The 25,166-nt window shown below is 39.1% G+C and carries 28 protein-coding genes and 1 tRNA gene; 19 read left to right on the forward strand and 10 right to left on the reverse strand.

Going from position 1 to position 25,166, the window contains the following annotated elements; translation table 11 throughout:
• Positions 1-16 precede the first annotated feature (16 nt).
• A complete protein-coding gene (locus tag CL667_07465; protein ID MAL17534.1) occupies positions 17-655 on the reverse strand; it encodes a hypothetical protein in 639 nt (212 codons plus the stop codon).
• Between the two features lie 175 nt (positions 656-830).
• On the opposite strand from CL667_07465, the gene CL667_07470 reads away from it, so the two are divergent.
• Positions 831-1,646, forward strand: coding sequence for an AraC family transcriptional regulator (locus CL667_07470; GenBank protein ID MAL17535.1), 816 nt, complete (start codon positions 831-833; stop codon positions 1,644-1,646).
• A 22-nt stretch (positions 1,647-1,668) separates the two neighbouring features.
• On the opposite strand, the gene CL667_07475 is transcribed toward CL667_07470, so the two are convergent.
• The 5 genes from CL667_07475 to CL667_07495 form a co-directional block, all read right to left on the reverse strand.
• On the reverse strand, positions 1,669-2,136 hold the full coding sequence (locus tag CL667_07475; GenBank protein MAL17536.1) for a hypothetical protein: 468 nt from the start codon (positions 2,134-2,136) through the stop codon (positions 1,669-1,671).
• Between the two features lie 2 nt (positions 2,137-2,138).
• The gene (locus CL667_07480) at positions 2,139-2,591 is read right to left on the reverse strand and encodes a hypothetical protein (GenBank protein ID MAL17537.1); all 453 of its coding nucleotides are present in this window, start codon (positions 2,589-2,591) and stop codon (positions 2,139-2,141) included.
• Between the two features lie 90 nt (positions 2,592-2,681).
• The gene (locus tag CL667_07485; GenBank protein ID MAL17538.1) at positions 2,682-3,893 is read right to left on the reverse strand and encodes a hypothetical protein; all 1,212 of its coding nucleotides are present in this window, start codon (positions 3,891-3,893) and stop codon (positions 2,682-2,684) included.
• A 41-nt stretch (positions 3,894-3,934) separates the two neighbouring features.
• The gene (locus CL667_07490; protein ID MAL17539.1) at positions 3,935-5,446 is read right to left on the reverse strand and encodes a hypothetical protein; all 1,512 of its coding nucleotides are present in this window, start codon (positions 5,444-5,446) and stop codon (positions 3,935-3,937) included.
• Between the two features lie 190 nt (positions 5,447-5,636).
• Positions 5,637-6,449, reverse strand: coding sequence for a hypothetical protein (locus CL667_07495; GenBank protein ID MAL17540.1), 813 nt, complete (start codon positions 6,447-6,449; stop codon positions 5,637-5,639).
• Between the two features lie 146 nt (positions 6,450-6,595).
• Here CL667_07495 and CL667_07500 point away from each other — a divergent pair, with 146 nt between their 5' ends.
• The 18 genes from CL667_07500 to CL667_07585 all read left to right on the forward strand — a co-directional run bounded on the left by CL667_07500 (position 6,596) and on the right by CL667_07585 (position 20,871).
• Positions 6,596-7,084 carry a hypothetical protein gene (locus tag CL667_07500; protein ID MAL17541.1) on the forward strand — a complete coding sequence of 163 codons (489 nt, stop codon included), beginning with the start codon at positions 6,596-6,598 and terminating at the stop codon, positions 7,082-7,084.
• A gap of 83 nt (positions 7,085-7,167) precedes the next feature.
• Positions 7,168-8,031 carry a hypothetical protein gene (locus CL667_07505; protein MAL17542.1) on the forward strand — a complete coding sequence of 288 codons (864 nt, stop codon included), beginning with the start codon at positions 7,168-7,170 and terminating at the stop codon, positions 8,029-8,031.
• An 18-nt stretch (positions 8,032-8,049) separates the two neighbouring features.
• Positions 8,050-9,312, forward strand: a complete 1,263-nt coding sequence (locus CL667_07510; GenBank protein MAL17543.1) for a hypothetical protein — start codon at positions 8,050-8,052, stop codon at positions 9,310-9,312.
• A gap of 2 nt (positions 9,313-9,314) precedes the next feature.
• Positions 9,315-10,526, forward strand: a complete 1,212-nt coding sequence (locus CL667_07515; GenBank protein ID MAL17544.1) for a hypothetical protein — start codon at positions 9,315-9,317, stop codon at positions 10,524-10,526.
• 202 nt (positions 10,527-10,728) lie between these two features.
• Positions 10,729-11,082, forward strand: a complete 354-nt coding sequence (locus CL667_07520; protein ID MAL17545.1) for a hypothetical protein — start codon at positions 10,729-10,731, stop codon at positions 11,080-11,082.
• Positions 11,083-11,093: 11 nt separating this feature from the next.
• Positions 11,094-12,341 (forward strand): hypothetical protein, encoded by a 1,248-nt coding sequence (locus tag CL667_07525; protein ID MAL17546.1) that lies wholly within the window; start codon positions 11,094-11,096, stop codon positions 12,339-12,341.
• A gap of 84 nt (positions 12,342-12,425) precedes the next feature.
• On the forward strand, positions 12,426-12,914 hold the full coding sequence (locus CL667_07530; GenBank protein ID MAL17547.1) for a hypothetical protein: 489 nt from the start codon (positions 12,426-12,428) through the stop codon (positions 12,912-12,914).
• Between the two features lie 155 nt (positions 12,915-13,069).
• Positions 13,070-13,330, forward strand: a complete 261-nt coding sequence (locus CL667_07535) for a hypothetical protein (protein ID MAL17548.1) — start codon at positions 13,070-13,072, stop codon at positions 13,328-13,330.
• A 68-nt stretch (positions 13,331-13,398) separates the two neighbouring features.
• Positions 13,399-13,704, forward strand: a complete 306-nt coding sequence (locus CL667_07540; protein ID MAL17549.1) for a hypothetical protein — start codon at positions 13,399-13,401, stop codon at positions 13,702-13,704.
• A 28-nt stretch (positions 13,705-13,732) separates the two neighbouring features.
• Positions 13,733-15,247, forward strand: a complete 1,515-nt coding sequence (locus CL667_07545; protein ID MAL17550.1) for a DNA primase — start codon at positions 13,733-13,735, stop codon at positions 15,245-15,247.
• Entirely contained in the window at positions 15,231-16,217 is a 987-nt protein-coding gene (locus CL667_07550; protein MAL17551.1) for a hypothetical protein, read from the forward strand. Before CL667_07545 ends, CL667_07550 begins: the two co-directional genes overlap by 17 nt.
• A gap of 319 nt (positions 16,218-16,536) precedes the next feature.
• Positions 16,537-17,082 carry a hypothetical protein gene (locus CL667_07555; protein ID MAL17552.1) on the forward strand — a complete coding sequence of 182 codons (546 nt, stop codon included), beginning with the start codon at positions 16,537-16,539 and terminating at the stop codon, positions 17,080-17,082.
• Between the two features lie 89 nt (positions 17,083-17,171).
• A complete protein-coding gene (locus CL667_07560; protein ID MAL17553.1) occupies positions 17,172-18,125 on the forward strand; it encodes a hypothetical protein in 954 nt (317 codons plus the stop codon).
• 8 nt (positions 18,126-18,133) lie between these two features.
• Complete coding sequence (locus CL667_07565; GenBank protein ID MAL17554.1) at positions 18,134-18,778, forward strand: hypothetical protein; 645 nt, start codon at positions 18,134-18,136, stop codon at positions 18,776-18,778.
• Between the two features lie 127 nt (positions 18,779-18,905).
• Positions 18,906-19,358, forward strand: a complete 453-nt coding sequence (locus CL667_07570; protein MAL17555.1) for a hypothetical protein — start codon at positions 18,906-18,908, stop codon at positions 19,356-19,358.
• A gap of 53 nt (positions 19,359-19,411) precedes the next feature.
• Complete coding sequence (locus tag CL667_07575; protein ID MAL17556.1) at positions 19,412-20,008, forward strand: hypothetical protein; 597 nt, start codon at positions 19,412-19,414, stop codon at positions 20,006-20,008.
• 47 nt (positions 20,009-20,055) lie between these two features.
• Positions 20,056-20,598, forward strand: a complete 543-nt coding sequence (locus tag CL667_07580; GenBank protein MAL17557.1) for a hypothetical protein — start codon at positions 20,056-20,058, stop codon at positions 20,596-20,598.
• A 6-nt stretch (positions 20,599-20,604) separates the two neighbouring features.
• Positions 20,605-20,871, forward strand: coding sequence for a hypothetical protein (locus CL667_07585; protein ID MAL17558.1), 267 nt, complete (start codon positions 20,605-20,607; stop codon positions 20,869-20,871).
• Positions 20,872-21,318: 447 nt separating this feature from the next.
• On the opposite strand, the gene CL667_07590 is transcribed toward CL667_07585, so the two are convergent.
• The 4 genes from CL667_07590 to CL667_07605 all read right to left on the reverse strand — a co-directional run bounded on the left by CL667_07590 (position 21,319) and on the right by CL667_07605 (position 25,157).
• Positions 21,319-21,400, reverse strand: a tRNA-Leu gene (locus CL667_07590).
• A gap of 115 nt (positions 21,401-21,515) precedes the next feature.
• Positions 21,516-23,828, reverse strand: coding sequence for a hypothetical protein (locus tag CL667_07595; GenBank protein ID MAL17559.1), 2,313 nt, complete (start codon positions 23,826-23,828; stop codon positions 21,516-21,518).
• Between the two features lie 5 nt (positions 23,829-23,833).
• Positions 23,834-24,205 carry a hypothetical protein gene (locus CL667_07600; protein ID MAL17560.1) on the reverse strand — a complete coding sequence of 124 codons (372 nt, stop codon included), beginning with the start codon at positions 24,203-24,205 and terminating at the stop codon, positions 23,834-23,836.
• A 145-nt stretch (positions 24,206-24,350) separates the two neighbouring features.
• On the reverse strand, positions 24,351-25,157 hold the full coding sequence (locus CL667_07605) for a carboxymethylenebutenolidase (protein MAL17561.1): 807 nt from the start codon (positions 25,155-25,157) through the stop codon (positions 24,351-24,353).
• Between the last annotated feature and the right edge of the window lie 9 nt (positions 25,158-25,166).

Raw genomic sequence — 25,166 nt, forward strand, 5'->3', positions numbered from 1 at the left:
AATGGTGTGGGTTAATCTAAGGGCGATAGCTTACTCCGAGCTTAAATGAAGACCTTAGAATATTATTATTAATACTGTCTTGAGGTTGAACTTTCTTAGTAGTTGGGGTGAAGTTATAGTCTAACGAGATGCCGGTATATAATTTAATTTTTTCTGAAAGATGGTACTTCACTCCAAGGTTCGAACGGGTACTCAAATAGTTTCTCCATCGAAAAATATCAATGGAATCGAATTCAGGCTCCTCACTTATTTCTTTGATAAAAGTATTCAACACCAGGTATGTTGAAAGTTCAATATTCAAGCTCTTAAAGAATTTTGGGGTGTTGTATCCAGCTCCAGCTCCGGTACTCAAAAAAAGTGCCCGATAACTGTAGGTGCTTTCATCAAATTCGGGAACTATTAATCGATTTGAAAGGTGTCCATTATCTACCCACCCAACACGACCAGATAGAAAAAACGATCGGCTTAAATGGTAATTAATTCCAATTTGTATCGAAGGTCTGAATTCTGTCCGGGAATGATATTCAATCTCTGAATTGGTTTTGAAGATGTTAAAGTCGTAGGTAGAACGACCTGGATTTGAATATTCAATATTAAAAACTATTTCCCACGGGTTAAATTTCTTGTCTTGAGTAAAGGCCATTTCAGGTAACAAGGATATTAGAAAGAGTAGATATGGTAGAAATTTCAATGACATTGGAGTCAGTTTTGAGATCGATTTACCTGAACTTAAAAGCAATTCCACAGAGGTAATTGTATAAAACAGACAATTCGTATTGTTGCAAACCAATGCTGTATTTTGAGCGTCCGACTAAAGCTATAAGGGGAAAATGATTTATAAAGAGTTTGAACCCAGTGATGATTTAAAATCTATCCTGAAATGTTATTGGGTGCTGGAAGGCACAAGTGAAGAGATTAATGAAAAGCAGACCATTGTTCCCGATGGATGCATGGAAATGATCTTTCATTATGGAGATTTTTATTACCAATACCTGCCGGATGGAAGCAAGATCAAGCAACCGCGATGTTTCGTTTTTGGGCAACTGACTCAGAAGCTTGAGATTGAACCTTCAGGCGATTCCGGAATGTTTGCTGTCAGGTTCAAACCGGAGGGCTTACAACCCATATCACAAATGGCAGCTAAAGAATTTCAGGATTCTGCGGTACCATTGGATAAGGTTTTAGGGCCTGAAGGATTATCTCTTGGATCCAAAATTCTGGATGCTTCAACCAGTGAGGAGCGAATAAAGCTTATTGAACATTACCTGACGGCTACGTTTGAATCTTCTGCAATTGCAGATTCTATTGTCAATGATGCCGTGAATACAATTATTTCAAGTCAGGGTAGACAGAAAATCAATGAGCTTCCTATAGAAAGCTCGGTAAGCAGACGTACTCTGGAGCGGAGGTTTACGGATACTGTAGGTGTAAATCTCAAACAACTGTCAAAGATCATCAGGTTGAAAACAGCAGTACATAAGATGATCAACAAAGAATATAATACACTTACTGAGCTTGCGTATGATAACGGATACTACGACCAAGCCCATTTTATTAAGGATTTTAAAAAGTATACCGGACTTACTCCAAAGGATTTCTTTGATTCTAATTTCAGTTTCACTCATCTCTTCTACGAAAACGGATAAGATTGGTAAAAGATAAGCTATCCTACTTCTGGGCTTCCATAATAATCATGGAGTTCTTGTCGGGATCGAGAATACCGACACTTCGAATTCCATCCTGAACGGTAACCTCTCCTAATAATGATCCCCCAAATTGCTGCACATTTTCTATAATAAGATCAAAATCAGTTACGGCGATATCTAACTGATGCCGTGTTTGTTGGGCCGTATTTTGTGCAAATTCAGCGGGACAGATTAATAAATTCAATCCTAACCACTCACCCTCAAATAGGGTAAATCCTTGTATGGTTTTTTCAGAAAAATCGACATTAAAAACCTTTCTATAAAATTCGACCATGTTTGGCATATCATGAGCAGCAATGGTAAAGCCCAGAACTGTACCAATACTATGGTAGGTTAAACCTTCAGGATTATATTGTTTTTGTGCTTTTTGAGCACAGACATTTAATGAATTTAAAAGCCCTAATAGTAATACGATCTTAATTATTCTCATAGCTATTTTAACTCCATTTTAGTCCAAGACCACTGCATTCCTTTTTCTCCACTTTCATCTTCAATTCTGGCTGTCAGTTTATCTCCGGCACGGCTGTAAATAATACGTTGTGGGAAGTCGTGGCTAAGATTCTCAAAAACCACTTTTTCTGAAGTCAATTCCGACAATGTGAACTCAGTAGGTTCTTTTCCAGAAGGAGATGCAAGGTATACAATGGTGCCGTCGTCTTTTGTTGTGATACGCAGGAATTCAAAGCCAGAATTTTCTCCAACAACATCGCGGTGTACGCCCAAGATCATATTTCCGGCTACGGGAGTCCAGAGTTCTTCCATGGCAACTCCCTGGGTATTTCCTGTCCAGTAACCACTGATCCAGTTAAGGTCTTGTAAATTTTGACTGATTACTGAGGTTGATGTACTTAGTACAAATAATAAAAGCAGGACTAGGTTTTTCATGAACTTATATTAGGTTGATAATTTGAACCAAATTAAAAGTCAGAACCCAAAGCAAATTGGAAAAAAACGACAATTTTGAAATCAACATAATTAATAGTGCTTTTCTACAGAAGAATCATCAGGCATGATTACGATATAGTCGTAATTGATGATCTCCCGAACCTCAAATTTTGAACCTGTGAGCTCTTTATTAAGAATTTTTTTTCGAAGCGGTCTTACATCAATAAGTGCCCACCGATCTTTACTTCCAACACTCATAAAATTTCCAGAGAGCGAATAATTCTTATTATCCATCATATCTTCGCCATCGATATAACGATTTAGAAAACGCAGATATAACGCCTTACTTCCTAAGCTGTCAGATAGATGCTGTATATGATTACCCATATCAAGATAGTTAAGTGGGCTTCGCTCTCTTCCCGAATGATAACTGCCCATCTTAAGGATTACTTTGGGCTCGGAGTCTTCGTCTAGCGCTTGAGCAAACTTATTATCAAAATTGGATTTAAAATATGCTATTCGAGTTCGGTTGCTAAGATTATAACTACCTTCTTCATATAAGCAGTAGATGTTGAGGCTTTCCTGTATGGAATCAATAATCATCAAAATCTGGGCATCATTTTTTTCAAGAGAGTCAAGGTAGGAGTTCAAGAGCTCTGATTTTTTGAGGTTACATGCTAAGGCATAACTTCTGAAAATCTGTGCCCGTAATTGTTTCCGGTTAATCTTCCTATGTAGCTTTCTCAAAAGTTTTTGTTGATCAGGTGTTAGTTCACCGGCTTGGGCTGCAAGTTCATCTAGTAAGTATGGAATTGCGAAAGAGAACTCTTGATCAATCCCCCATAAATCATATCCATTTTTGTTAGCCACTTCCAGCATTTTCAGATCAGCTTTTCCTGTAAAAAAGGGAATAGGGTAAATGTTGAATAGATTCTTGGAATATTCATCATAGAATTCTGAAACCCTGTCAGGATCTTCTTCTATCAGGTTCTCCAATTTATCGGCCGCATATGGTCCTGTTTCAACTGCGAAATAACTAAATCCAAAAGAGGTCGCAGTATCCAGTAAAGCGGAAGTAAATAGACTTAATTGAACACGATTATGTAACTCGCCTAATGAGAGAAACTGGCTTTCTGAAACTTCCAGGATTAAAGAATCTGCCCCGTTAATTACTCCAGCTTCAATTTCAAAGTATGTTGTGTAAGGCTGAAAATGCTCTGGTTGAAGCCGCTGTGCATTTTGGGCAGCAAGATCAGTGATCAGAAAAAAAGAGAATAGAAAAATGGCCGTTCTGCAAAACATAGCTTGGATGTCAAGATTTTATTTTGGTTTGGCTCAACAAGCTATTGAGCGCTACTGAAGTCCATTAAAAAAGTTTCAACAGATTGCCACGGAATAGGTGGTGTATGGAGTGCATAAACCGTTTCAACGTTAAGCTGATTACGTTCAATCACATCTTTTACTTCAGTAAGATATTGGGGCATAAAAAAAGAGCCATTCGGAATTTTCTGAATCAAATCAGCAGCATATAATAGTTTTTCATTCTTTAGATAAACAAACAGCATGCGGGCACCCCCTTCGCCTTCAACAGGATAGATTTCAATTCGGTCATTTAATTTCATCTTGGTTTTAACGGGCGCAACAGTAGGCAGGTGAGAGACTTCCGATAGCACATCCGGATGTTTTGAGTAATTCGCCTCGAATAATTCTTCGATCAATTCCTGATTCCGGTAAGAACTGTAAACAGGGATATTTTTTGCAGCATAGGTTCTCAGACCAGCGATATGGGGATGAGCATCTGATGCATTAATAACAGCAGATATGGTTTTATTAGGATAGGTAGATGACAAATAATCAATGACACTTGAGCTGTATGAAGAACTGATTGGCGCTTCAATAACTACGATCTCGTTCTCATGTATAATCCAGCTGACAAACCAGGCTCCGGGTAACAAAAACACACCATCGGCTATTTCCTGAATAGAAGAAAAATCTGCTTTTTTATCGTGTATTGAGCCGGTATCAAAAAGTTGCTGATCAGTAATAAATAAGCTGTCCGGGACTTCAGGCTTAAAATCGATATCCAGAATTGTTGATGACTTCCACTTCAGATCCCTGCGGTAAATATCCCACTGCATAGGGTACCTAACCCCATTTTCGAAAAAGTTATAAAGAGAGAATTTCACGTTCGTTTTAAAACTTCCCCAGAGGGCATAAAACTGATCATTGGGAAGGGTAGTTATAAAGTCAATTTCTGAGATCAGGTAGGTGTCTTGGCTGATATACAACCTGTGCAAACTTTCATCAAAGGTAGCATCAATCACGAAATGAGGTATATCATCAATAATTACATCCGGTTTCTTTTGAAGAGAATTTGATTTAAGGAGTTTTTGAACAACAGTAACCGGATCGTACCGAATCCACTCTAAAAATTCACCGGAGTAACTTGTAGGCATAGGATAATTGCGTTCTCCGAATTTCATGTAGCCAGAATTTCCGGCTATCAGGGAAACACTTTCAACAGGTTGCTTAAACTGAAACTGGGTGACTGACAACTCCTGATGAATCTTATCTTCCTGAAGAGCCCTCACTTCGGTAGCTCTTTCATAAGAAGTGATAAAAGGCCCTTTTGGATTTTCAGATTGTTCGATCCAGTGCTTATGCCCAACATGAGTGGATTTGATAAACTGGATTGGTGCAAGGGTTTCAATACCTCCCATTTCAGCAGCCATTTGTTGAATGATTTGGTCAGCTGTTTGAGCTTGAATACTATCAAGAAGTAGAAAAGGAAGGATTAGAAACAGGAGTAGAGAATATTTTTTTGATGATATTGCTGATGGGATTCTAAAAGACATAAAATGTGAGAACTTCATTTCAATTTATTAAAGCACTATTTGGCTGTTACAATAGTTTAAGTTCGCCAGATAGAGTTCAATAAACTATCAGGATTGCCCGAGCTTAAATTGTAAAAAACAGACAGAACCAGATTATGGAATGTGAAAGGGAAATTTTGGCCAAAGAATGACTTAGTTCTCGCAGAAATTGTCAGCCTTTATTGATGTGTTCTAATATCAAATCATTGGTGGTAAAAGGCATATCAGAAAAGAATTCTTTAGGAGGCATACCGGTTATTTTTCGGCATTCTTTCACAAAGTGGGACTGATCATAATAGCCAAATGATAAAGCTTCGACCAGATTGGTGGAGGGATTCTTCTTCAGGTGTGAAGTTGTCAAATCAAACCTGATTACATCTTTGAGCTGTTTTGGAGAAAGTGAAAAATGTTTCTTTACAAATCGATAGAGGCTTTTGGTTGTCATAAAAAGGGACTGTGAAATTGACCCTATATCTTCATTGTTAAGGTCTGTGAATTCCTCCAGTACTTTTAAAATTTTCCCTTCTTTGGGGATAGGAGATAGTATTCTTTTAAATAGAGCGTCTAACCATTCTGTTTCAAATCCTTCCTGTCGATTGGCTAAGTGTTTTCTGATTTCATCCTGGACTTCAGGACTGAAAGGGAAAGAAAAGGGGATCAGAAGTTTGTTGGTTTTGGGAAGTTTAAACTCAGGGTGACCCAACACTGAGATCTTCATTTTAATATTTATGCACTTCATTCCCGCATCAATACGAAGTAGAGAAGAATCATTACTGGCAAAGAATAGCCCTGTATTGGGAGCTTTTTTAAAAGTGCCATCACATTGATCAAGTACCGAAAAGCTACCCTCTAAAATAAAGTAAACATCAAATTTACCATTAGGCACTGTTTTCAGGTAGGCCGGTTTACTAAAATCATAAAACTGGTATCTGTCAATATGTAATGCAACCGAATGGTCTTGAGGTATTTTCTCTATCGGAATCAAAGTGTCGGATATTTACAATTAAACGCCTAATTATTTAGATAAACTCATATCACCGGAGAAATACGGATCAAACTTTAAAAAGTTATCATGGTGTTAACGGTATAAAAATAGTACAAACATAAATACTAGACTGAATTGGATTAGTGATGAGAAAAATAATTGTAACCTTGATCATATTGATATCCACAGTGTATATGAACCATGATGTCACTGCTCAGAAAAACCTATCGCAACACTTTATAGGCAGCTGGCAGGGTACGGGCAATTTAATGGGCTCCGAAGCTACCTTCGATATGCGTTGGGAAAAGGAGCTGGGTGGGCAATTCTTAAAGCTTACATTCCAAAATAGCAGAACCCCTGAGAATAGCAGTCCTGTCACATTTAATGCTATCGCAATGTATCGTCCGGGAGAAAAGGGATGGACCGGTACCTGGTTTGATGTAAGAGGGATAAGTTTTCCCCTCAAAGGTCAGGTTGAAGGCAATACGTTAAGCGTAGATTGGGGCAGATCTGATACCGAGCAAGGCCGAACGGTTTACGCTTTACAGAACGATGGCAGTATGATAGTAACCGATTTTATTCAGCAACAAGGAATTTATACCCAGTTTGCAAAAGCGACTTATAACAAAAAATGATCAGGCATTTGGAAAGAGTTTTCCTTGATCTATCCGAGATTGTCGGATATTTACAATTAATGCGTCTTTCATTTGCTTAGAATATGATTTCAATAAATCATTTAAGACGTGCAAGTATTATGAAGCGTATTCTTTTAGTATTGATTTCTCTTTTTTTGGGGACCCAGGTATTAGCTCAAGATGTAGTTTTAAGCAATGGAGTAAAAGGACAAAGTTTTGAATTTAAAACTCAGCATTCCACCTTACACTATGAAAAATTTGGATCAGGCAATCCTTTGTTAGTTCTCCATGGCAACGGAGGTTCCACAAAAAGTGTGTATCGTTTACTCCCCGAGCTGGTATCAGAATACGAAGTGATAGCGGTTGACAGCCCTTGCCACGGCCAAAGCTCTTGCAATGAAAACCTATTGAGCTATGAATTCATTACCAAAGAGTTAACAGCCTTAATTAATGAACTTGGCTATGAAAAGATCAGAATATGGGGGCATAGTGATGGAGGAATAGTTGGCTTGATGTTAGGCTATACCATCCCTCAAAAAATTGACCGCATGTTAATATCCGGTGCAAATACACGACTGGACACCACGGCGATGTTACCTGAAATCGTGGGGATGGTAAATCGATATGAAGAAATCCCCATTCCTGATATGCGGCTACAAGTAAAGCTGATGGCGGAGCAAAAAGCAATTCCTGATTCCAAAATCACAGAGGTTTCTATGCCGGTAACGCTTATGGTAGGAGACCGTGACGCTGTCAAAATCGAGCATACGCTTGAGTTATTTAAGCTACTTCCGAATGCAAACCTCAACGTACTACCAGGAACCAGCCATTTTTTGGAAAATCCTGAATATGTGATTACCCAGCTAAAAATGATGAATAAGCCTTTTAAGTCACCTTCTACACTCGATATAGTTCAACAAATATCAGATCAGATATTTCAGAATTAAATTTAGGTCAATGTTCAGATGATTAGTAAAAGACTAGTTCAGAATATATGCTTACTTGGAATATTAGTAGCTCTGTTATTCTCGGATATCGCCCACTCACAGGATCTTATTTTAGAAAAGATACCTTCCTGGCGATCATTCCCCGATTGTTCAGAATCAATTGATAGCGATAAAACAGCCTGCCGAATCACGCAGAATCCCTCATTAGATGAGGCTCGAGCTTACCTTGACTCAAGTAATTATTCGATATGGAGTAATGGAAACACGTGGTCGGCAGCCTACCGTCTTGATGATGAATCTATACAAAGTCTACAGCTAATGGGTGGAATACAGCTACCGCTTTCAAGATTTGAAAACACAGATATCTGGGCTATTTCTCTTAACATACCCGGCTTGGATACAGCCCTGATTTCCACAAGTATTTCCTATCAAAAGGGCGCTTCATTTGTCACGGATGATGAAACCATTCGTATATGGCGGGGCAAAAATGCCGAGGCTAAACAGGAAATTACTGAAGATCTAAACGGTATCATTAAAATCGATTCTATATGGAGTGATACGCTGAAGGAATGGCGAAAAATTTCCATTTATAAACCGAGTAAAGCACCTGAAAATGGAACATATCCGGTAGTATATTTTGCAGATGGACAAGGAGTTGGGAAATATGCACAAATTATAGATCCACTGATTAAGTCTGGAGAGCTGCCTCCCGTTATATTAGTAGGAATATGGGGGCGACGAGGGCTGGTTAATAGTAATAAACCCTATAACCCAACCAATGATTACAGAACGGTCGAATATCATGAAGGGGTTGGTGAGTATCCGGGTGCAGACAGCCTTTTAGTTGTTAATCATCATCTGGCTCATAAGTATTATTTTACTCATGAGGTCCCGGCAATAATAGAAGCAGAATATAATGCATCTAAAGACAGGACGTTGAGAGCGATACATGGGGTTTCAAGCGGTGCAAATTTCGCACTTCTTATTGGGCGTGAAATGCCGGATAAATTTGGCCTAATAATAGCTAATTCTTTGGGGCCTGAGACCGTAAAAAAGGAACCTGTTAAAGGATGGGAAAATGCTGCCATGCACTACCTCAGTGTTGGTCTGCTTGAGCAACAACCCATGAGATCTAATCTTGCGTCACTGTATAATTCTCTAAAAGAAAACGGAATACCTTCAATATTGAATGTATTCCCCAGCGGTCATGACTCAGCTGTTTGGGTTGCATCTTTTCCGGAAACATTAAAGTGGTGGATGAAAGAGATTAAAGATCAATAGATATGTTAAGGCTAATTATTTCTGTTTTATTATTGGGTCTTTTCTCAGGGTGTGATCTGATTGATAGCGGACCTAAGAAAAATCCGGAGCCCCGTATCAGTCACCTTGATATCGAGGCTTCCGAATTACTAAGTGTAGCGGGGAATCTCATACCGATAGAAATTAGTGTGACGGGTAAATTGGATAACGGAGAGCAGGCACAAATAGGAACCAGTTATACGTTGTATTCAAATGGCGAAGTAGTAAGTACTCCAAAAAAATTCAGTTCAGAAGTACCTGGATATTATAGAATTCATGCTGAGTATGAAGGCATAAGTTCAGATACGTTACTTATAGAAGTGCGTCGACAACAAAAGCTTACCGAAGTAGAATTCAATATCATTTTTCACATTGTTCATGATGGTGAAGAAATAGGTGATGGATATAATGTTTCTCAGGATGTTATTGATAACCAATTGAATAAGTTAAGGCAGGTATTTAGCAATGAATCTCTGAGTTATACTCCAAATTCTACTCCTGCTGCGATGTCTTTTAAACTTGCTACAGTCAACCCGAAAGGGGAAGAACTTGAGGAGCCTGGTATTAATAGGATCCAAAGGCCTGGTACCGAATATTCTATTTTATTTGAAGACTGGATGTGGGATCATTACTGGGATCCTGACTTCTACATCAATGTATGGATTGGAGATACAAAGAATGGATACAGTTGGGGAATTTACCCAAGGCTTAGTTGTGATAGTAACCTAGGAGGTTTGGAGTGTACCGATGATGAAACCCCTCTCAGCATTGAAGGCATTGCTCTGGAACTCGATAATCTTTGGGAAGGAAATTGGGTTTTTCCTCATGAGGTTGGTCATTACTTTGGGTTATTTCATGTATTTGGACCCACTGCTTGTGACTCAGACACTGATTTTGCAAGCGACACAAAAGTATATGATCGGGAAGTATATGAATCAGGTTCACAAAGCACTAATCGTACATCTTGTTCTGGACAAAATTTTGTGAGCTACAACGTTATGGATTATTGGAATCAGCCGAAAGGAGGGAGGGACATAACCCATGATCAAGTAGACAGAATTAGGTATGTAATAGAACGAGGTCGGTTCAGAGCTAGCCAAGATCCAGAAACTGGTCAGCCAAGAACTATGACTCCACCAAAGGAAAAGACTGAGAAAGTTTTACCCAAATTTCACCATAATAAAATAGCCCAGTAAAAACAATGCTTTACTGGGCTATTTGTACCCGAGAGAGGACTCAAACAATTGAAAAGCCCTGATTAGCTTTGCCCCATTAAATAACTTCTCAACCCTCTCATAAGGCATTTATGTAATTTAATACTTTCATAAGACGTAATATTATCCCTATATTGTTGGTAACAAAGTTGGTAACATTTGATATTCACCACACACCACCAATATGAAATACTATCACATTACAGACAGGGATATACTTTTAGTTGAGAAGATATTGGGGGAGGGGTTAAAGGCTAATGATGAAGGCCAGATCTTCCTATTTGAGAATGTAGCATTTAAAGTAAATGATGTAGTGAATAAGGTATCTGATCACATAGCAGTGAATCAGGTTTATTTAGATGAGTACGCTATTCTTGAAATAGACAGCAAAGGTTTTAAAACTGAGCTTATCCAGGACAATGTTGGAGAATTTTCAGCACGCTGGCAGTGGATACTAGAGCAGGATTCAATTGATCCTGAATACATAGAACTTCATGGAATAGCTGAAGCCAATTATAAACCACCTTTCTACAAATAACACCACACCACATGAAAACCACTATCACGCCTTACCTACTGAAGAGAAGAAAAACAGCCGATGGCCTTTATCCTGTTTATTTAAGGATCACTCAAAACAGATCTTACTCACTCTATTCTACTGAGATTTACATTGAGGCAAAGAGCTGGAATAAAAAAGGTAATTATACCAAACGGAACTGGATCAAAGATCATCCTTCAGCTGATGCCTGGAATAACAAAATATTTCAAATCTGGAATGAGATAAACAGGATTATTGATGAGAATGAAGGTATTGGCAGAAAAGAGATTGTGGAAAAACTCAATGAAACTGATGAGGCCAGCTCAATCAAAGTACATGGGTATGCTTATCAATATTCAGAGAAGCTAAAGGATGATGGAAAATTTAATCCCTATAAACAGACCAGGACTTCAGCGAATAAGTTCAAAGATTATGCTGGAGATGTTTCTTTTGATGAAGTAACACCTTACATGTTGAATGATTTTCAAACATGGCTGGCTAAAGATAAGAAGCAGGAAGATGGAACCATTGAAAAGGGCAATCATCCCAACACAATAGCCAGCAATATGGTGAAGCTAAAGGCCGTATTTAAGCAAGCTCACAGAGAGGGTATAATTGAAGAAAATCCTTTCGATCATTCTATTTATGAACAAACAAAAGAAGTAACAACAAAGAAAAAAGCCTTATCTATTGAGCAAATTCAGAACATTGAGGCGCTTGAATTGGATGAAGGCTCACAGCTTTGGCATGTAAAAAACTACTTCATGTTTTCTTTCTGGAATGCTGGAATCAGGTTTACAGATTTAGCTCACTTGAAATGGGAAAATATCAAAGATGGCAGGTTGACCTATACAATGGGAAAGACCCGAAGAGCAAAGGATATACTTCTCACAGAACCAGCAAAGCAGATCCTGAGCCATTACGAAGATGAATCAAATAAAGATAAGGACTTCATTTTCCCAATACTTCCTGATATGAATATGACTGTTTCCGGTTATAAGAAAAAGGCTAACTCTCAGAATGTAATTGTAAACAGAAAGCTAAAGGATCTTCAAAAGATGGCTGGAATAGATACAAATATCAGTTTTCACATATCCCGGCATTCATTCGCACGCTGGGCAAAGGCTAAAGGATTGAGCCTTGATTTTATAGGTAAGGCATTAGCTCACAGTAAGAGAGCCACTACAGAGCAATATCTGGATTCACTCAGTGAATATGATGCTGACAAAGAATTGAAAGAACTTGTTCAATCAAGATAATAATACTAACAAAAACAGAAGCCCCAGGCCAGTCGCAAAACATATCCTGAGGCTTCATCATTAACCTAAAAAAGTAGATTAACAATGGAAACTAAAGAAAAAGCACCAAAAAAGTTACAGCAAGTAAAAGAAGACCTTAATTCATTTGTAGAGGGCTTAAAATCACTTTCTAATGAAATGAGTGAAACTGAATTCGATAATTTCCTGGAAGAAATCATCCCCCCAATACTGGAAGACAAAACAGTATTTAGCACTTCAGTTTGGAATAAAATGGAAGTCGTTAAAATAGTGGTATTTGATTCCATACTTGATGAAAGAGGGTTAAATATAGAAGACTGCATCCGCAGCATGAGCGCTGGAGCAATCTGTTATGTGCATAATTTGCTCTACACAATGGGTGAATCTATTGACCTCATGAAGACTTACACCCCGATGGAGCCAGATCACAAAAGAACCATTGAAAGCCTTGAGGCCAAAAAGGAAGAGTTAATGGAGTTTCTTCACAATGATTCATTTGAACGCATTCAGGATTACACATTCGAAATCAAAAAACTGAGAAAGTTAGAAGCTTAATCTAAATCCCCGGTACAATAGCCGGGGTTTCTTTTTATCAAAAAATAAATGTTTTCTCATACCACCACTTTTACCACTTTCACCACTTTTTAAAGAGTATAGTATGTTCTAAAGGGTAAGGAGGTCGGCTTTAATATTTTAAGCCAAGTTTCTCAATGTCTATCCATAGCTTTCTATTGATGTCATTAATCAGAACAAAAGAACTAGATATGAACGAAGAAAGCCGTACTCAAAATGATAGAATTTTAAGACCTCAAGAAGCAGCAGATAAGCTGAATATATCTTTAGCCTCTTTTTACAGGAGAATGAAAGATCCAGATTTTCCTAATAAGATAGATTTGGGACCAAGAACAGTTGGATATTTTGAATCAGATCTTGATGAGTGGGCACGCAGCAGGCAAGAGCACGCAGCATAAGTGCTTAACACTTTGCCATATAAATATGCCTTATACAGGCTGCCACTTTAAATATATCGCATCAAGAAATGGAAGATAATATTAACACAGATAATACAGTAATTGTAACAACCGAAAGCGCCTTAGAGAAGGTGTTTAGTAAGCTCTTTGACAAGAAAGTAAATGAATCTCTTCCTGAGTTGGTGAAGGAAGCCACAGCAAAGCCCTGGCTAACAAAAGAAGAGTTGATCGACCTTACCGGGTGGAGTTCAAGAACCATTCAGCACATGCGGGATTCTAACCAAATCCCATATTCAAAACATGGTAGAAAAATTCTTTACCCACGTAAGGGAATCATGGAATTTTTAGAGGATCACCACATAAAGCCCTCTTAAATAACAATCGAAATAAACTACTCAAATAATGATATCACCAGATGAAATAATTGATGAAGCCCAAAGACTGGCTAGCCCAAAGCCGGTTCAGAAAGATGCTTCTTTTGTACTTAAAAACTTATTGGCACAAGTTGAAGAAATAGACTTTGATAAAGAAGCATATCCTAAAGTTGAAAAACTCAGAGCCAAGCAAAAAGATATTCATGATCCTGATGAATTAAGTGAGATTCAAAAAAAGCTGGACTCATTTAAGCTTTATCAGAAGCATTATCTGATTATAACCATAGAAAAGCTTTTAGAGGTTGCAAGGGCTAATGAATGGGATCTATGCCAAAGATTAGCAGATTATTACGTCTATAACGGCGAATATTGGCATGTACTTAATAAAGAAGAGTTGGCAGCATTCTTAGGAAATGTAGCCGAGAAGATGGGAGTTCCGAAATTCGACTCCAGGTATTACGAGTTTAAGGATAAGCTGTTCAAACAGTTTGAATCTTCAGCGCACCTTCCGGAGCCTGAAATTGATGGAAACACTGCATTAGTTAACCTTCAAAACGGAACCTTTGAGATAACCCCTAAAGGACAGAATCTGAGGGAGTTTGATCCAGATGATTTTATGACTTACCAGCTTCCTTTTAAATACACCCCGGAGGCTTCAGCACCACTTTTTGAGAGATACCTTTCTGAAGTGTTACCAGATCAGGAGAGCCAAACTGTATTGGCTGAGTTTATGGGGTATATTTTTCTAAGAAATCTGAAACTTGAAAAAGTTCTCTTTCTTTATGGATCTGGTAGGAACGGAAAAAGCGTGATGTTTGACATCATAAAGGCTATGCTGGGAGAGAATAATATCAGTTTCTATGGCCTTCAGAACCTAACTGACGATACAAATTATACCCGAGCCAAATTAGTAAATAAGTTGATTAATTGGGCTTCAGATGTAGGTGATAAGCTTCAAAGTAATACCTTTAAACAGCTTGCTTCAGGTGAACCGATTGAGGCAAGACTTCCATACAAAGAGCCATTTATACTGAGGAACGTATGTAAATTTGCCTTTAACACAAATAAACTTCCTGCTGATGTTGAGCATACAGACGCTTTCTTTGAGCGCTTCCTAATCATTCCCTTTGATCAATACATTGAGCCTGAGAGAAGAGATCCCAAGCTGGCTGAGAAAATCATATCCAATGAGCTGCCGGGTGTATTTAATTGGGTGCTGGCTGGCCTGAATAGACTGATTGAACAGGAAGGCTTTTCACATTGTGAGGCTTCAGATCAAGTTTTAAAGGACTTCAGAAAAGAATCTGACTCAGTGGCTTTATTTATGGATGATTTAGGCTATAAAGCAGATCCGGAAAGCTGGACACAGGCTAAACCAGTCTATCAGTCTTACCGTGAATGGTGCTTTAGTGAAGGATTGAAACCACTCTCCAAAAAGAACATGCTTAAGCGCTGCGATACCTTAGGGCTTTTCACTAGTACCAAGAATGTTGGAAAGGTTATTCATATCAAAAAACACCAGGTGAATGGCCATGCTCACTAAAGAATACAGATATCAATTAGATCCAAGCTCAAAGAAGTTCCGATGTCCAGCATGTGAGTGCAAAAGATTTGTGAGATACGTTGACCAAGATAATGGAAGCTATCTTCCAGATGATGTTGGAAGGTGCGACAGAGAGCAAAGTTGTGGCTATCACAAACCACCACGCCAAGCAGATGGAATTGAGCTTACTAACATGCTTTACAGTAGATCTGAGCCAACCAAAGCACCTAAAGCCAGTACATTGCCAGATAAGTATTTGAAGCATTCTCAGGGCAATTATGAAGCCAACACACTTTTATCTTGGATGGCCTCTCTTCCAGGCTGGAGTTGGGAAATCGCCTCTTCAGTTGCTGAGCTTTATAAAGTAGGTACTTCCAAAGATGGCTGGGCAATATTCTGGCAGATTGATGAAGCTGGAAAGGTGCGATCAGGCAAAATGATGGCATATTCTGAAGATGGCCACAGATTGAAAACAGGCTATACTCAGGACTGGATACATAGCAAATTAAAGAGAACCGGCCACCTGGAAACCTTTGAGCTTGTTCAATGTTTTTACGGCCTTCACATTGTAGATGATACCAAACCAGTAGCCATTGTAGAAAGTGAGAAAACAGCTCTTATTGCCTCTCAATATCTGCCTCAGTTCCATTGGATTGCTTCAGGCCAGCTTCATGGGATCAGTGAATATAAAATGAAGCCTTTGGCAGGAAGATCAATCACATTGTTTCCAGATATCGGGGTTTATGATCAATGGAAGGTAAAGGCTGAAGAGTTGAAGGATGTGGCCTCAATTAAGGTATCCACTTTACTGGAAACAAAAGCATCTGAGAGGCATTCGGGATATGATATTGCAGATTATTTGATTCAATATGATCTGAGAGATTTTTCACCATACGGATGGAACCCCTGGACTGAAGAGGTTTTCGACTCGAGAGGGTATCCAAAAGAATGGGATGATTTGAGTGTTTGAGTCGTTCAACGAGCACAATAATTTTTATAAATTCAATAAAAACAATAGAAATTTAATTTTGTTACCAACAATGTTACCACGAATAAGCAATTTTGTAGCGTTTACAATAATCAAATCACTGAAACAATAACTAAACAAATAAAACCATGAGCAAAGAAGTGATTACCACCGAGACAGAATTAAGACGGGTTCTTAATAGCCCTTTGATCATCCCTAACAGTCCAGACCGGGCGAGACTATCCAGGCTTTACGAAGGCCGTAAAGACACTAAAGTTGAAATAAAAGTAACACTTAAAGAGGAAAAAAAAGAGGACTAACCATGTCAACACTCAATCAGATTAGAGAAAGCATTTCAGAACAGAACGCAGCACTTAATAAAAGTGGTGAAGATTACCGGAACCAAACTAAAGAAGTAAAGGAAAGTTCAGACTTAACAGAGGGCGCTAAGAACAGGCGAGTTAATGAGCTTGAATTAGAAAGAGATCGAGAGTATAAAAAGCTTCAGGAACAGAAAGCCAATATCATTAACAACGGTATTAAATCACTTGGTAAGCGAGTTTATTCCGGTAGTGAAGTAAGCAATCCTATTGCCTTTGATCAGGCTGTTCAATCCTTCGCAAATAGCAGCGATGAGGACTTGATACGGATGCTGAAAACAGATCCAAGTGAGGAAACAAAGAGAGCTATTTATAAAGCTTCTGTTATTTCTGATAACCCCAAGTTTAAGGTTTTGGCAGAGGCTTCAGAAGTATTCCCGAAAGACAAAGAAAAGATCTCAGATTATTTTGAGCTGCAGCAGGATTTCGGAAAATTAGAGCCAAGAACTCAAAAACTTTCAAGACGTTTATTTGGTGAAACCGCATAGGCAATACTTACTGAGTGAAAGCACTGGCCGGGTGCCGGGTTTTTGCTCTCTAAGTTCAATTTAAAATCATTAGATGTAAAAATAGAAATATGAAAAGACACACAAACCATATTGATTCAAAGCAAATCATTTTTACTCCTGATCATTACCAACTGAATGTTGGGGGGCTTAATATTGATTCAGGCGATAAAGAAATTTGGATTACTAAGGATTCTTTTAAAGCTATCAGGTTTGGTGATTTTACAGCCTCAATCCCTGACACAGTAGAGACAATTGAGTCTGGAATTATTGGAAATGCTGATTTTGAAACAGGCAACCCACAGGTAGATACATCTGGAACCTATGATTGGGTTGATCCGCTTGGTGGGTCTGGAACCGGAAGCTTTGACAGAAGCAGTGAGTCACATTCAGGAACGTATAGCTTGAGAATTAACCGAGGGACTGTAGGTGCAGACTACTACCTGTTTAAGAGATTCTATCAAGAGTTTGACCTTAGTAGCTATCAGGGAAAAACAGTAACGGTAAGGGCTAGGGCAAAGTTAAGCTCTGATCCGTTTGATAGAGTGCCTGAAGTTGTATTTAAGCTTTATAAAGGAGCGTGGGGGAGCATAGAATCTGTTTTGGCTACCATAGATATTTTTAATGATACCTATCTTCTCACTCAACAAAATGTAACCGTTCCGGATGGTGATGATATTGGTGATCGGGGTGTGTGGCATACAGTGTCATGTACTTTTGTTGTTCCAGAAGATGCCTCAACGCATCATTTAAGATTTGACTTAGGAGCCTCTCAAGATTCAACAGACATCCTATTGACTTATATCGACAATGTTGAAGTCATTACATACAAACCTCAAACCTTGTTGGGAAATAATGGCATGATAGCTTATGAGTCTCCCATCAGCTACTTGGATATGACCACCGGGGGAAAGGGAGTTAAATCAAATACGATAGAATTTATGGGCATTAAGAACGGCAACTTGTATTGCAAGCTTCCTGATGGCTCAAAAGCAGAATTAGAAATTGTAACCAGAGAAACCTAAGAATAATTATGTCAGTAATAGCATACGCCTGCCTTCCAGATAAAATATTGCTTGCCTCAGATGGGGCTGCTTTTTTCAATAACGAAATCACTAGCACAAACAACAATAAAATAATCCAAGTCAATTCTCAGGTTGGAATGCTTTGGCTTGGTAATATGCATTCAGTCAAGCCTATCATTATGAAAAGGTTGGAAGAAGCTGGCGCCAAGTATCCAGAAGAGGTCGCAAAAATCACAGGATTAGTTTTAAAGGAAACTGTAGATGAATTTCTAAAGCAAATGAAGGATAAACACAATTTCGAGCCAGAGGTTCTCTACAATATCAACACAATTGGTTTTAACCAGGAGGGAAAGCCAGAGCTTTGGAGGCTAAACAATAGCAAAGAAGACAATCGACATGCCTTCGATCCTGAAAAAGGTCAAATAGTTGTTGGTGGCATTGGTTGCGGTGGATATGATGGGGTTTATACGGATCGATTTGGTTCCTTACTTAAACAAGAGCTACCGACATATTCCGGTAAGCCCGGAGAGGCTGAAGACGCAGTATCAATAGCTTTCTTTAGGCTGGTAGAACAGTTAAAAAAAGAAGAGAAGCTGGTCGGTGGTAAATTATACCTTGCTTCAATTCAGCATCAACCAAACTCACATGTTTGAAATGAACTATTCTTTGAGAGAAAATTAAGTCCAAAAGTATTGAGTGTTATAAATCGAAGTAAGAAAAATTCCTTAAAAATCTAAAACCGATATAATTACTAGAAACAATCACTCAAAAATTAAAAAAATGAATACAGACTTATTTACATATCGACATTATGACTACGTAACAGGCTTTGGGTTCCCCTTTGTCTTTGTAACCTTAACCAGTATGCACGGCCAAGAAACGAAAGCCGAAATTATCAGGCTTCTTTTGAATTATGAAAAGGATGCTCCATTAACATTAACAAAACGTTCCAGTGTAGATGTTACAGCGCTTAAATCTGAAGGCTGGGAGAACGACCAGATATTTGATTTTCTACTTGAACACTTTGAAAATCATTTTTCCGGTAAGGTTATGAATGAAGGAACCGAGCTTTCAAAACAATGCCTGCCACTGAAGCAGAGAAGCTTAAAAATTGATGCCCTGTACCATTTAACCATGGTAGGTGACTTTGAACGAATAAAGGAAAAGGTTTCTTCAGATACCGTTTCTAACGGACTGAAAAACAGATTATCACAGCTAAAGCCACTCATTTAATCCGAAGCATAACTTACAAAAACTAAAACTGACGACTAATTTGAAAGGTTTAAATGATGGATAACTTTGGGAAATGGAGCGTGCAAAAAAAGAAACATGGAATCTCGACATCTCCAGGCATGGAGGGAGAATATCATAGGGTACGCAAAGATGGGGATTCTAAAGACTATTTACTAAAAGTGCCCAAGGATTTTAATAGACAGGAATTTGAAATAGAAATTTCAATTCTAAGCTCCCTTAAACATCCCGGCCTTCCTACCTGCTATGATTATACTGAGAATTATATCGTCATGGACTTTCCGGATGGTAGTATTTACCACGAAAAGTTTCACAAAATAGATTTGCGTAAGAAGATGGAAATATTTGAATCCATGTGTGATGTTATCGGGTACCTTCACCGGAATAGCTATTCAAACTTTCATCCGGGCTTATTTAACTTCTACAAGGGAGAGAATGGAAAACCCGTATTGTATGGCTTCAGTGATGTTAGGGATGCCAGAGATGAAGATGGTCTTACCTATGGGTTATTTGGTGACCAGTTGAATCTTTGCTATGCCTTCTATTCAATGATACATGGAAAAAAAGAAAAGAGTGCGCTTAATAGAAAGATTTATAAAGCTTATACCCAGTATCGAGCAGAACAACACTGAAAAATAGACTATAAAAACTAAGAGAACTCATTTAAACCAATACTAATATGTCCAACGTAGCAAAGAAAGAAAAAAAGCCCCTTCAGTTTCTTAAAGGTGAAGATGGTAGCATGAAAATCAATCAAGAGGATGGTTTTAGTAAGCTATTAAAGATGTTCGGGCTTTCTGAGAATGCTTCAATTGAATTATCCTCTGAGATAATCAAAGAACAGATGAGTTGCCTAATCAGGCATGGAAGCAATGAAGGGGAAACAGACCGTCAATTTAATATGATAATGGCTCAAATGGATGCTTGCAGTCCAGAGGATCCAATTGAGGCTATGCTAACTATGCAGATCATTGGCGTTCACAATGCTATGCTAAAATCATTAGCCTCAGTGGACTCAAATAAAAAAGAAGGATTCTTAGAAGCTCAGAAAACCTATATCAATGCAGTGAATAAACTTAGTGGCAGTTCATCTAAATTAGTTAATGCTTTAGCTAATCACAGAAAGAAAGGAAAGCAGGAAGTAATTGTAAAGCATGTTCACGTGCATGAAGGTGGTAAAGCTGCTATAGGAACCTTCAACGGTAAGGGGGAGGGGGATTAGTTATAAATGGAAGAACAACCCCATGAATCGGGAAACCCTTTTGATAAACTCCCAAAATGTGGAGCTAAGACTAGATCCGGTACTCCCTGTAAGCGACCAGGCACAAAGAGAAACGGACGTTGTAGATTGCATGGGGGTGCTGAGGGTGTTGGAGCGCCTAAAGGAAACCAGAACGCTTTTAAGCATGGCCTCTATACAAAAGAATCCATAGCATTCAGGAAGCGAATTAGGAAGCTAGCCAAAAGCACTGATAACTTATTATCCAATCTTTGATCATTTTATTTCATCCGGTTAAGCCTCTCAGTTAGTAGCTGAGGGGTTTTTTTATGAATGCCATACCATTAACCAGGAAGAGAGAAAGCCTCACAATTGAAATATGAAAGCCGTTTCTGAGGCTTTAGGGCTATTTTTGAGAAAAGAGGGTTATGATCAAAAAAAAGGAGCCAGTTCCTTCACCACAAAGGAAACTGGCTCTCGAAATAAACTACCTATTGTTTGATAGCACCACACCATCAATATAGGCATTATTGACAGGTGATATAAACCACCTGATCAATTTCATATCAAAAAGTGGTGTAAGTGGTAAAAGTGGCAGTTCAACAAAACATATTATTTTTTGCCTTAACCACTCAAAAAGCTGAAAAGCACCTTATTTGTGGTAACACAGTTGGTAACAAGATTTTTCAGCTCTTGTTTTTACTATACTTACATTAAATTAAGTACCCGAGAGAGGACTTGAACCTCCACGTCCGAAGACATACGCACCTGAAGCGCACGCGTCTACCAATTCCGCCACTCGGGCATTCATTATCGAATCAAAGTTAAATAGAATTCTGCTTTATTACATAAATCAGATAACAAAAAAAGCTCGGTTATTTGGCCGAGCTTTTGAAAAGAATAAAGAGGTAAATAAATATTTATTTCATCAACACCATCTTTTTGGTTTGAGTGAAGTCTCCGGCTACTAATCTATAAATATAGAGTCCGGATGCCATGTCCTGAGCATTCCAGGTTACAGAATGACTTCCGGCCGGCATGGAGGAATTGACCAAAGTTGCTACCTCTTGTCCAAGCGCATTATATACCTGGATTTCGACATCCATAGCTTGTGGAAGTGCGAAGTCAATATTCGTAGTTGGGTTAAATGGATTCGGGTAGTTTTGGCTAAGCTGAAAGCTTTCAGGTTGAGTAAATCCTAGTTCTTCTGTGTCAGTGATAACCGCATCAGCAAGAATAAGCCGGTTCCATACTCCATGTTGGCCATTGGTATCGGTATCGTTAAACATATCTGCAAATTCATCCGGTCCGGTTACAACATGGGTTACATTTTGTACACCGGTTCCATCATCCAAACGAAGTGGGATAGAGTTCACATCCCGGTCTAAAGTGGGAACAATAATTTCATACACAATATGAATGTTAGTGCCTTGTTCGAGTACCACGTCCCAATCTGTGACATTAAACGTCTGCCATCCGGAACCTATTTGTGAAAAGTCGATAGAATCGGCAGCAATGACTTCTCCAGGTTCCCCATTTTGATCGGTGTACGCTGCAAGGCGAAGGGTTCCATTTCCTTTCACTCCAATTTGTTCACCATCGGCGCCTTGGCCGGAAGTTATATAAAGTTCCAGAGAGTGGATCAAAGCATCAGAATCGATGGTGTATTGATTACTGAACCCTAACCTTCCAACACCTGAATCATTCTCGTACGGTACCGGCCAGTAAAACTTAATATTTTCCTCAAAGGTGCTGACGGTAGTCAGGTTGTAAGACTGTTCTCCATTAGCAGAGACGGTAAACTCTAAAGGCTCGTTTTCTGTAGTGGAGGTGTTTACCAAAACGATATAGACCTGATCGTATGATTGCTCTGCTGGTGTTGTGAATGTGGAGCCGCTGCTCAGTGTGTTCACTTCCACATCGCCGGCTAAATTCGTAACAATCCTGATTTCACTAACGCCAGTGTTTGCGGATGAGATAGAGATTTCGAGATTCTTAACCTGCTGAAACCCAATGTATTGACTCGCTCCATTTTCAACTTTAATAGTTTGCTCATCAATATTGGGCTCATTGAATCTTACCGAGGCCTCTAAATTAGTCAAAAAGGGATGATCGTATCCATAGAGGCTACTGATATTCTTGTCGTTAATAAGATTGGCAATACTCCAGTTCACCAAGAATTCTTCAAAAGTAAAGGGTGCGTCAAGGCCGGTGAATGTAGAGGTAATACCGGCTCTTCCACTTAGCGGATTTTGAGTCAGCGATCCGGAATTTTCAAAACCAAGCTGATCCCACATATAGCTGGCAAAAGAAGCGGCACGACCATAGTCGACCAAAACGTCATTGCCGGAACTCCACTGAAAAAGGGGGATATTAGTATCCGCTAAATAGCCTCCATAGCTTGAGTGCGGAAAATACCCACTTAGTAAAGAAGCAAAGTTAGACTGCGCTTCGTTAATGAAGGTTATTTCGCTTTGTGCTCCACTATTGTAGTTATAATGAATCAGGTGCTGGTACTCATGAGAAAGAGTTGCTAAAGGGCGTAGGGGGTTGATTTCTTCCCCATTCGAAATTCCTGGATAAGAATCGATATACAAAACATCCCGCTCATTCGACCGGAAACTTCCTCCGGCACCGGGATCCGTGTTTTGATCCACGCCATAGAAAAATCCACCAGTATAGCCGCCACCTGTTTCAGGACTCCAGCCATCTTTAATATCTGTAATCAGAAAATCAACGACGCCATCTCCGTCATAATTGGGAGGATCTCCCAGGTATTCGTTACTCAGTTCAATAATTCCTTTGTTTGGGTTGAAGGAAAACTGATTCGATTTTTCCTCCAGATACTTGAACATGCTATCGGCTACAGCCGTGTTTAAATGCCCATTATCAATTTCATCAATTTCAAACCAAATTTGAGTAAGGGCACCCTTTCTGACGAGTCTGAATTCGACTGGTGTGAAATTTTCAGTGTTGAAATCATACACGAAGAAAAACCTTTCGTCTCCTTCATCATCAATAACAAGCATTGATTTACTTCTGCTTGAAGAAGTACTCGGATTGGCTCTCAACCTTTGCATAAGCTCACTATTATTTAGCTTATCACTTACGTGGATGGGATAGCTTTTTTTGACTCCCTCTTTCTGGGATTCAGGAAGCTGTACATCCTGAGCCAAAAGTCCCGAAGTGGAAAAGATTAGTACAAACAGTGGAAGTAATAATAATTTCTTCATAGGTCTTAATTTTCAATTAATTCATAATAGTGGACTTCCAAAAGAGTAGAAGTCTCAGATTCTACCATTTTGCCATAAACCGTAACGGTTTTGCCCGACAGGCTATCAAAGGTTTCCTTCATAAAGGTTTCATCACCAGTAAGCCTGTAGGTGGGGCCTCCATTGGATACAAACAAGGCAGCCTCAGTAAAGGGTTCATTACCGGTATAGTTGAACTGACCGGAGAAGGAAGTTAGTTCAGAAGTGTCAGCTTCTAAGGAATAAGGCTGAGTTACCAACACAGAATCCTGCACAGCAGAGCTAGACTCAGATACCGATTCTGAATTTTGTGGTGTTTCCGTGTCGTTTGATTTCTTTTTGGAAAAGGAACATCCCATAAATAGAGATGTAGCCAGAATTAAAATAGCGTAGCTTTTCAAAACGGGAGAGTTTATTAAAATTAGATTCAGGCTGAATGTAATGATTTCGCTTTTTTAATGAATACGAAAAAAGACTCAGCCTGTATTGCTTCTAACTGATGTTTTAAAGTTCATTCAATATAGAAACTAACCGATCCCACGATTTATTTCGTGCCATAACGTTAGGATCGTCAGAGGGTGCCTCAGGGTCATCTCCCCGGCGCATGAAAGCGTGGCCGGCGCCCTCGTAAATTTCGTATTGGTAGGTTTTGTTGAATGAATTCATCGCTTCTTCTGATGACTCAATGGTGGAATTCACGCGCTGATCGTCTCCACCGTAGAACCCATAAACCGGAACTTCAACGCTGCTGTAAGCTTCCTGATCTCCGGGGCCTGTTCCATAGAAAACGAAAGCCGCATCAATAGCATCACCGGCATTGGTAGCGAAACGAAATGACTGAGAGCCTCCCCAGCAAAATCCGGCAACAGCAAAGGTTCCATCTCCCGCCTTGATGGTTTTGGCGTATTCTAGAACGTTCATTAAATCTTTGGTAACGAAGTCAGCTTCTAACCCATAAATAGCCTGACGAGCGGCATCAGAAGTTTCAAAGTCACTGGTTTTCTTAATGCCATCAACCGTATTCGAGATAAGATCGGGAGCTACGGCAATAAACCCTTTTCCGGCTAGCTGGTCTGCGAAACTGCGAGCCCAGTCATTTAAGCCCCGGTTTTCATGAATTACAATAACCACAGGAGCAGGCTCAGAAGTCTCCGGGTACACTACAAAATTGTGAAGCGTTCGGTCATTTGATTCTATCGTCACCCATTCGTGATGGCGGGGAGAATCCTCGAGCTGCTGGATGGCATAATCCTGTGCCAAAGCAGAAGCTGATATAAATAGAGTGAAAATAAAAACTAGGGCTGATTTCATAAGATTTGG

This window comes from Balneola sp. (assembly GCA_002694685.1).
Lineage (GTDB): Bacteria > Bacteroidota > Rhodothermia > Balneolales > Balneolaceae > Gracilimonas.

Excerpts from the sequence above, each read along its gene's own strand:
- CL667_07470 (MAL17535.1), top strand. The coding sequence starts at position 831 with ATGATTTATAAAGAGTTTGAACCCAGTGATGATTTAAAATCTATCCTG.
- CL667_07475 (MAL17536.1), bottom strand. The coding sequence starts at position 2,136 with ATGAGAATAATTAAGATCGTATTACTATTAGGGCTTTTAAATTCATTA.
- CL667_07480 (MAL17537.1), bottom strand. The coding sequence starts at position 2,591 with ATGAAAAACCTAGTCCTGCTTTTATTATTTGTACTAAGTACATCAACC.
- CL667_07485 (MAL17538.1), bottom strand. The coding sequence starts at position 3,893 with ATGTTTTGCAGAACGGCCATTTTTCTATTCTCTTTTTTTCTGATCACT.
- CL667_07490 (MAL17539.1), bottom strand. The coding sequence starts at position 5,446 with ATGTCTTTTAGAATCCCATCAGCAATATCATCAAAAAAATATTCTCTA.
- CL667_07500 (MAL17541.1), top strand. The coding sequence starts at position 6,596 with ATGAGAAAAATAATTGTAACCTTGATCATATTGATATCCACAGTGTAT.
- CL667_07505 (MAL17542.1), top strand. The coding sequence starts at position 7,168 with ATGATTTCAATAAATCATTTAAGACGTGCAAGTATTATGAAGCGTATT.
- CL667_07510 (MAL17543.1), top strand. The coding sequence starts at position 8,050 with ATGATTAGTAAAAGACTAGTTCAGAATATATGCTTACTTGGAATATTA.
- CL667_07515 (MAL17544.1), top strand. The coding sequence starts at position 9,315 with ATGTTAAGGCTAATTATTTCTGTTTTATTATTGGGTCTTTTCTCAGGG.
- CL667_07520 (MAL17545.1), top strand. The coding sequence starts at position 10,729 with ATGAAATACTATCACATTACAGACAGGGATATACTTTTAGTTGAGAAG.
- CL667_07525 (MAL17546.1), top strand. The coding sequence starts at position 11,094 with ATGAAAACCACTATCACGCCTTACCTACTGAAGAGAAGAAAAACAGCC.
- CL667_07530 (MAL17547.1), top strand. The coding sequence starts at position 12,426 with ATGGAAACTAAAGAAAAAGCACCAAAAAAGTTACAGCAAGTAAAAGAA.
- CL667_07535 (MAL17548.1), top strand. The coding sequence starts at position 13,070 with ATGTCTATCCATAGCTTTCTATTGATGTCATTAATCAGAACAAAAGAA.
- CL667_07540 (MAL17549.1), top strand. The coding sequence starts at position 13,399 with ATGGAAGATAATATTAACACAGATAATACAGTAATTGTAACAACCGAA.
- CL667_07545 (MAL17550.1), top strand. The coding sequence starts at position 13,733 with ATGATATCACCAGATGAAATAATTGATGAAGCCCAAAGACTGGCTAGC.
- CL667_07550 (MAL17551.1), top strand. The coding sequence starts at position 15,231 with ATGGCCATGCTCACTAAAGAATACAGATATCAATTAGATCCAAGCTCA.
- CL667_07555 (MAL17552.1), top strand. The coding sequence starts at position 16,537 with ATGTCAACACTCAATCAGATTAGAGAAAGCATTTCAGAACAGAACGCA.
- CL667_07560 (MAL17553.1), top strand. The coding sequence starts at position 17,172 with ATGAAAAGACACACAAACCATATTGATTCAAAGCAAATCATTTTTACT.
- CL667_07565 (MAL17554.1), top strand. The coding sequence starts at position 18,134 with ATGTCAGTAATAGCATACGCCTGCCTTCCAGATAAAATATTGCTTGCC.
- CL667_07570 (MAL17555.1), top strand. The coding sequence starts at position 18,906 with ATGAATACAGACTTATTTACATATCGACATTATGACTACGTAACAGGC.
- CL667_07575 (MAL17556.1), top strand. The coding sequence starts at position 19,412 with ATGATGGATAACTTTGGGAAATGGAGCGTGCAAAAAAAGAAACATGGA.
- CL667_07580 (MAL17557.1), top strand. The coding sequence starts at position 20,056 with ATGTCCAACGTAGCAAAGAAAGAAAAAAAGCCCCTTCAGTTTCTTAAA.
- CL667_07585 (MAL17558.1), top strand. The coding sequence starts at position 20,605 with ATGGAAGAACAACCCCATGAATCGGGAAACCCTTTTGATAAACTCCCA.
- CL667_07595 (MAL17559.1), bottom strand. The coding sequence starts at position 23,828 with ATGAAGAAATTATTATTACTTCCACTGTTTGTACTAATCTTTTCCACT.
- CL667_07600 (MAL17560.1), bottom strand. The coding sequence starts at position 24,205 with ATGGGATGTTCCTTTTCCAAAAAGAAATCAAACGACACGGAAACACCA.
- CL667_07605 (MAL17561.1), bottom strand. The coding sequence starts at position 25,157 with ATGAAATCAGCCCTAGTTTTTATTTTCACTCTATTTATATCAGCTTCT.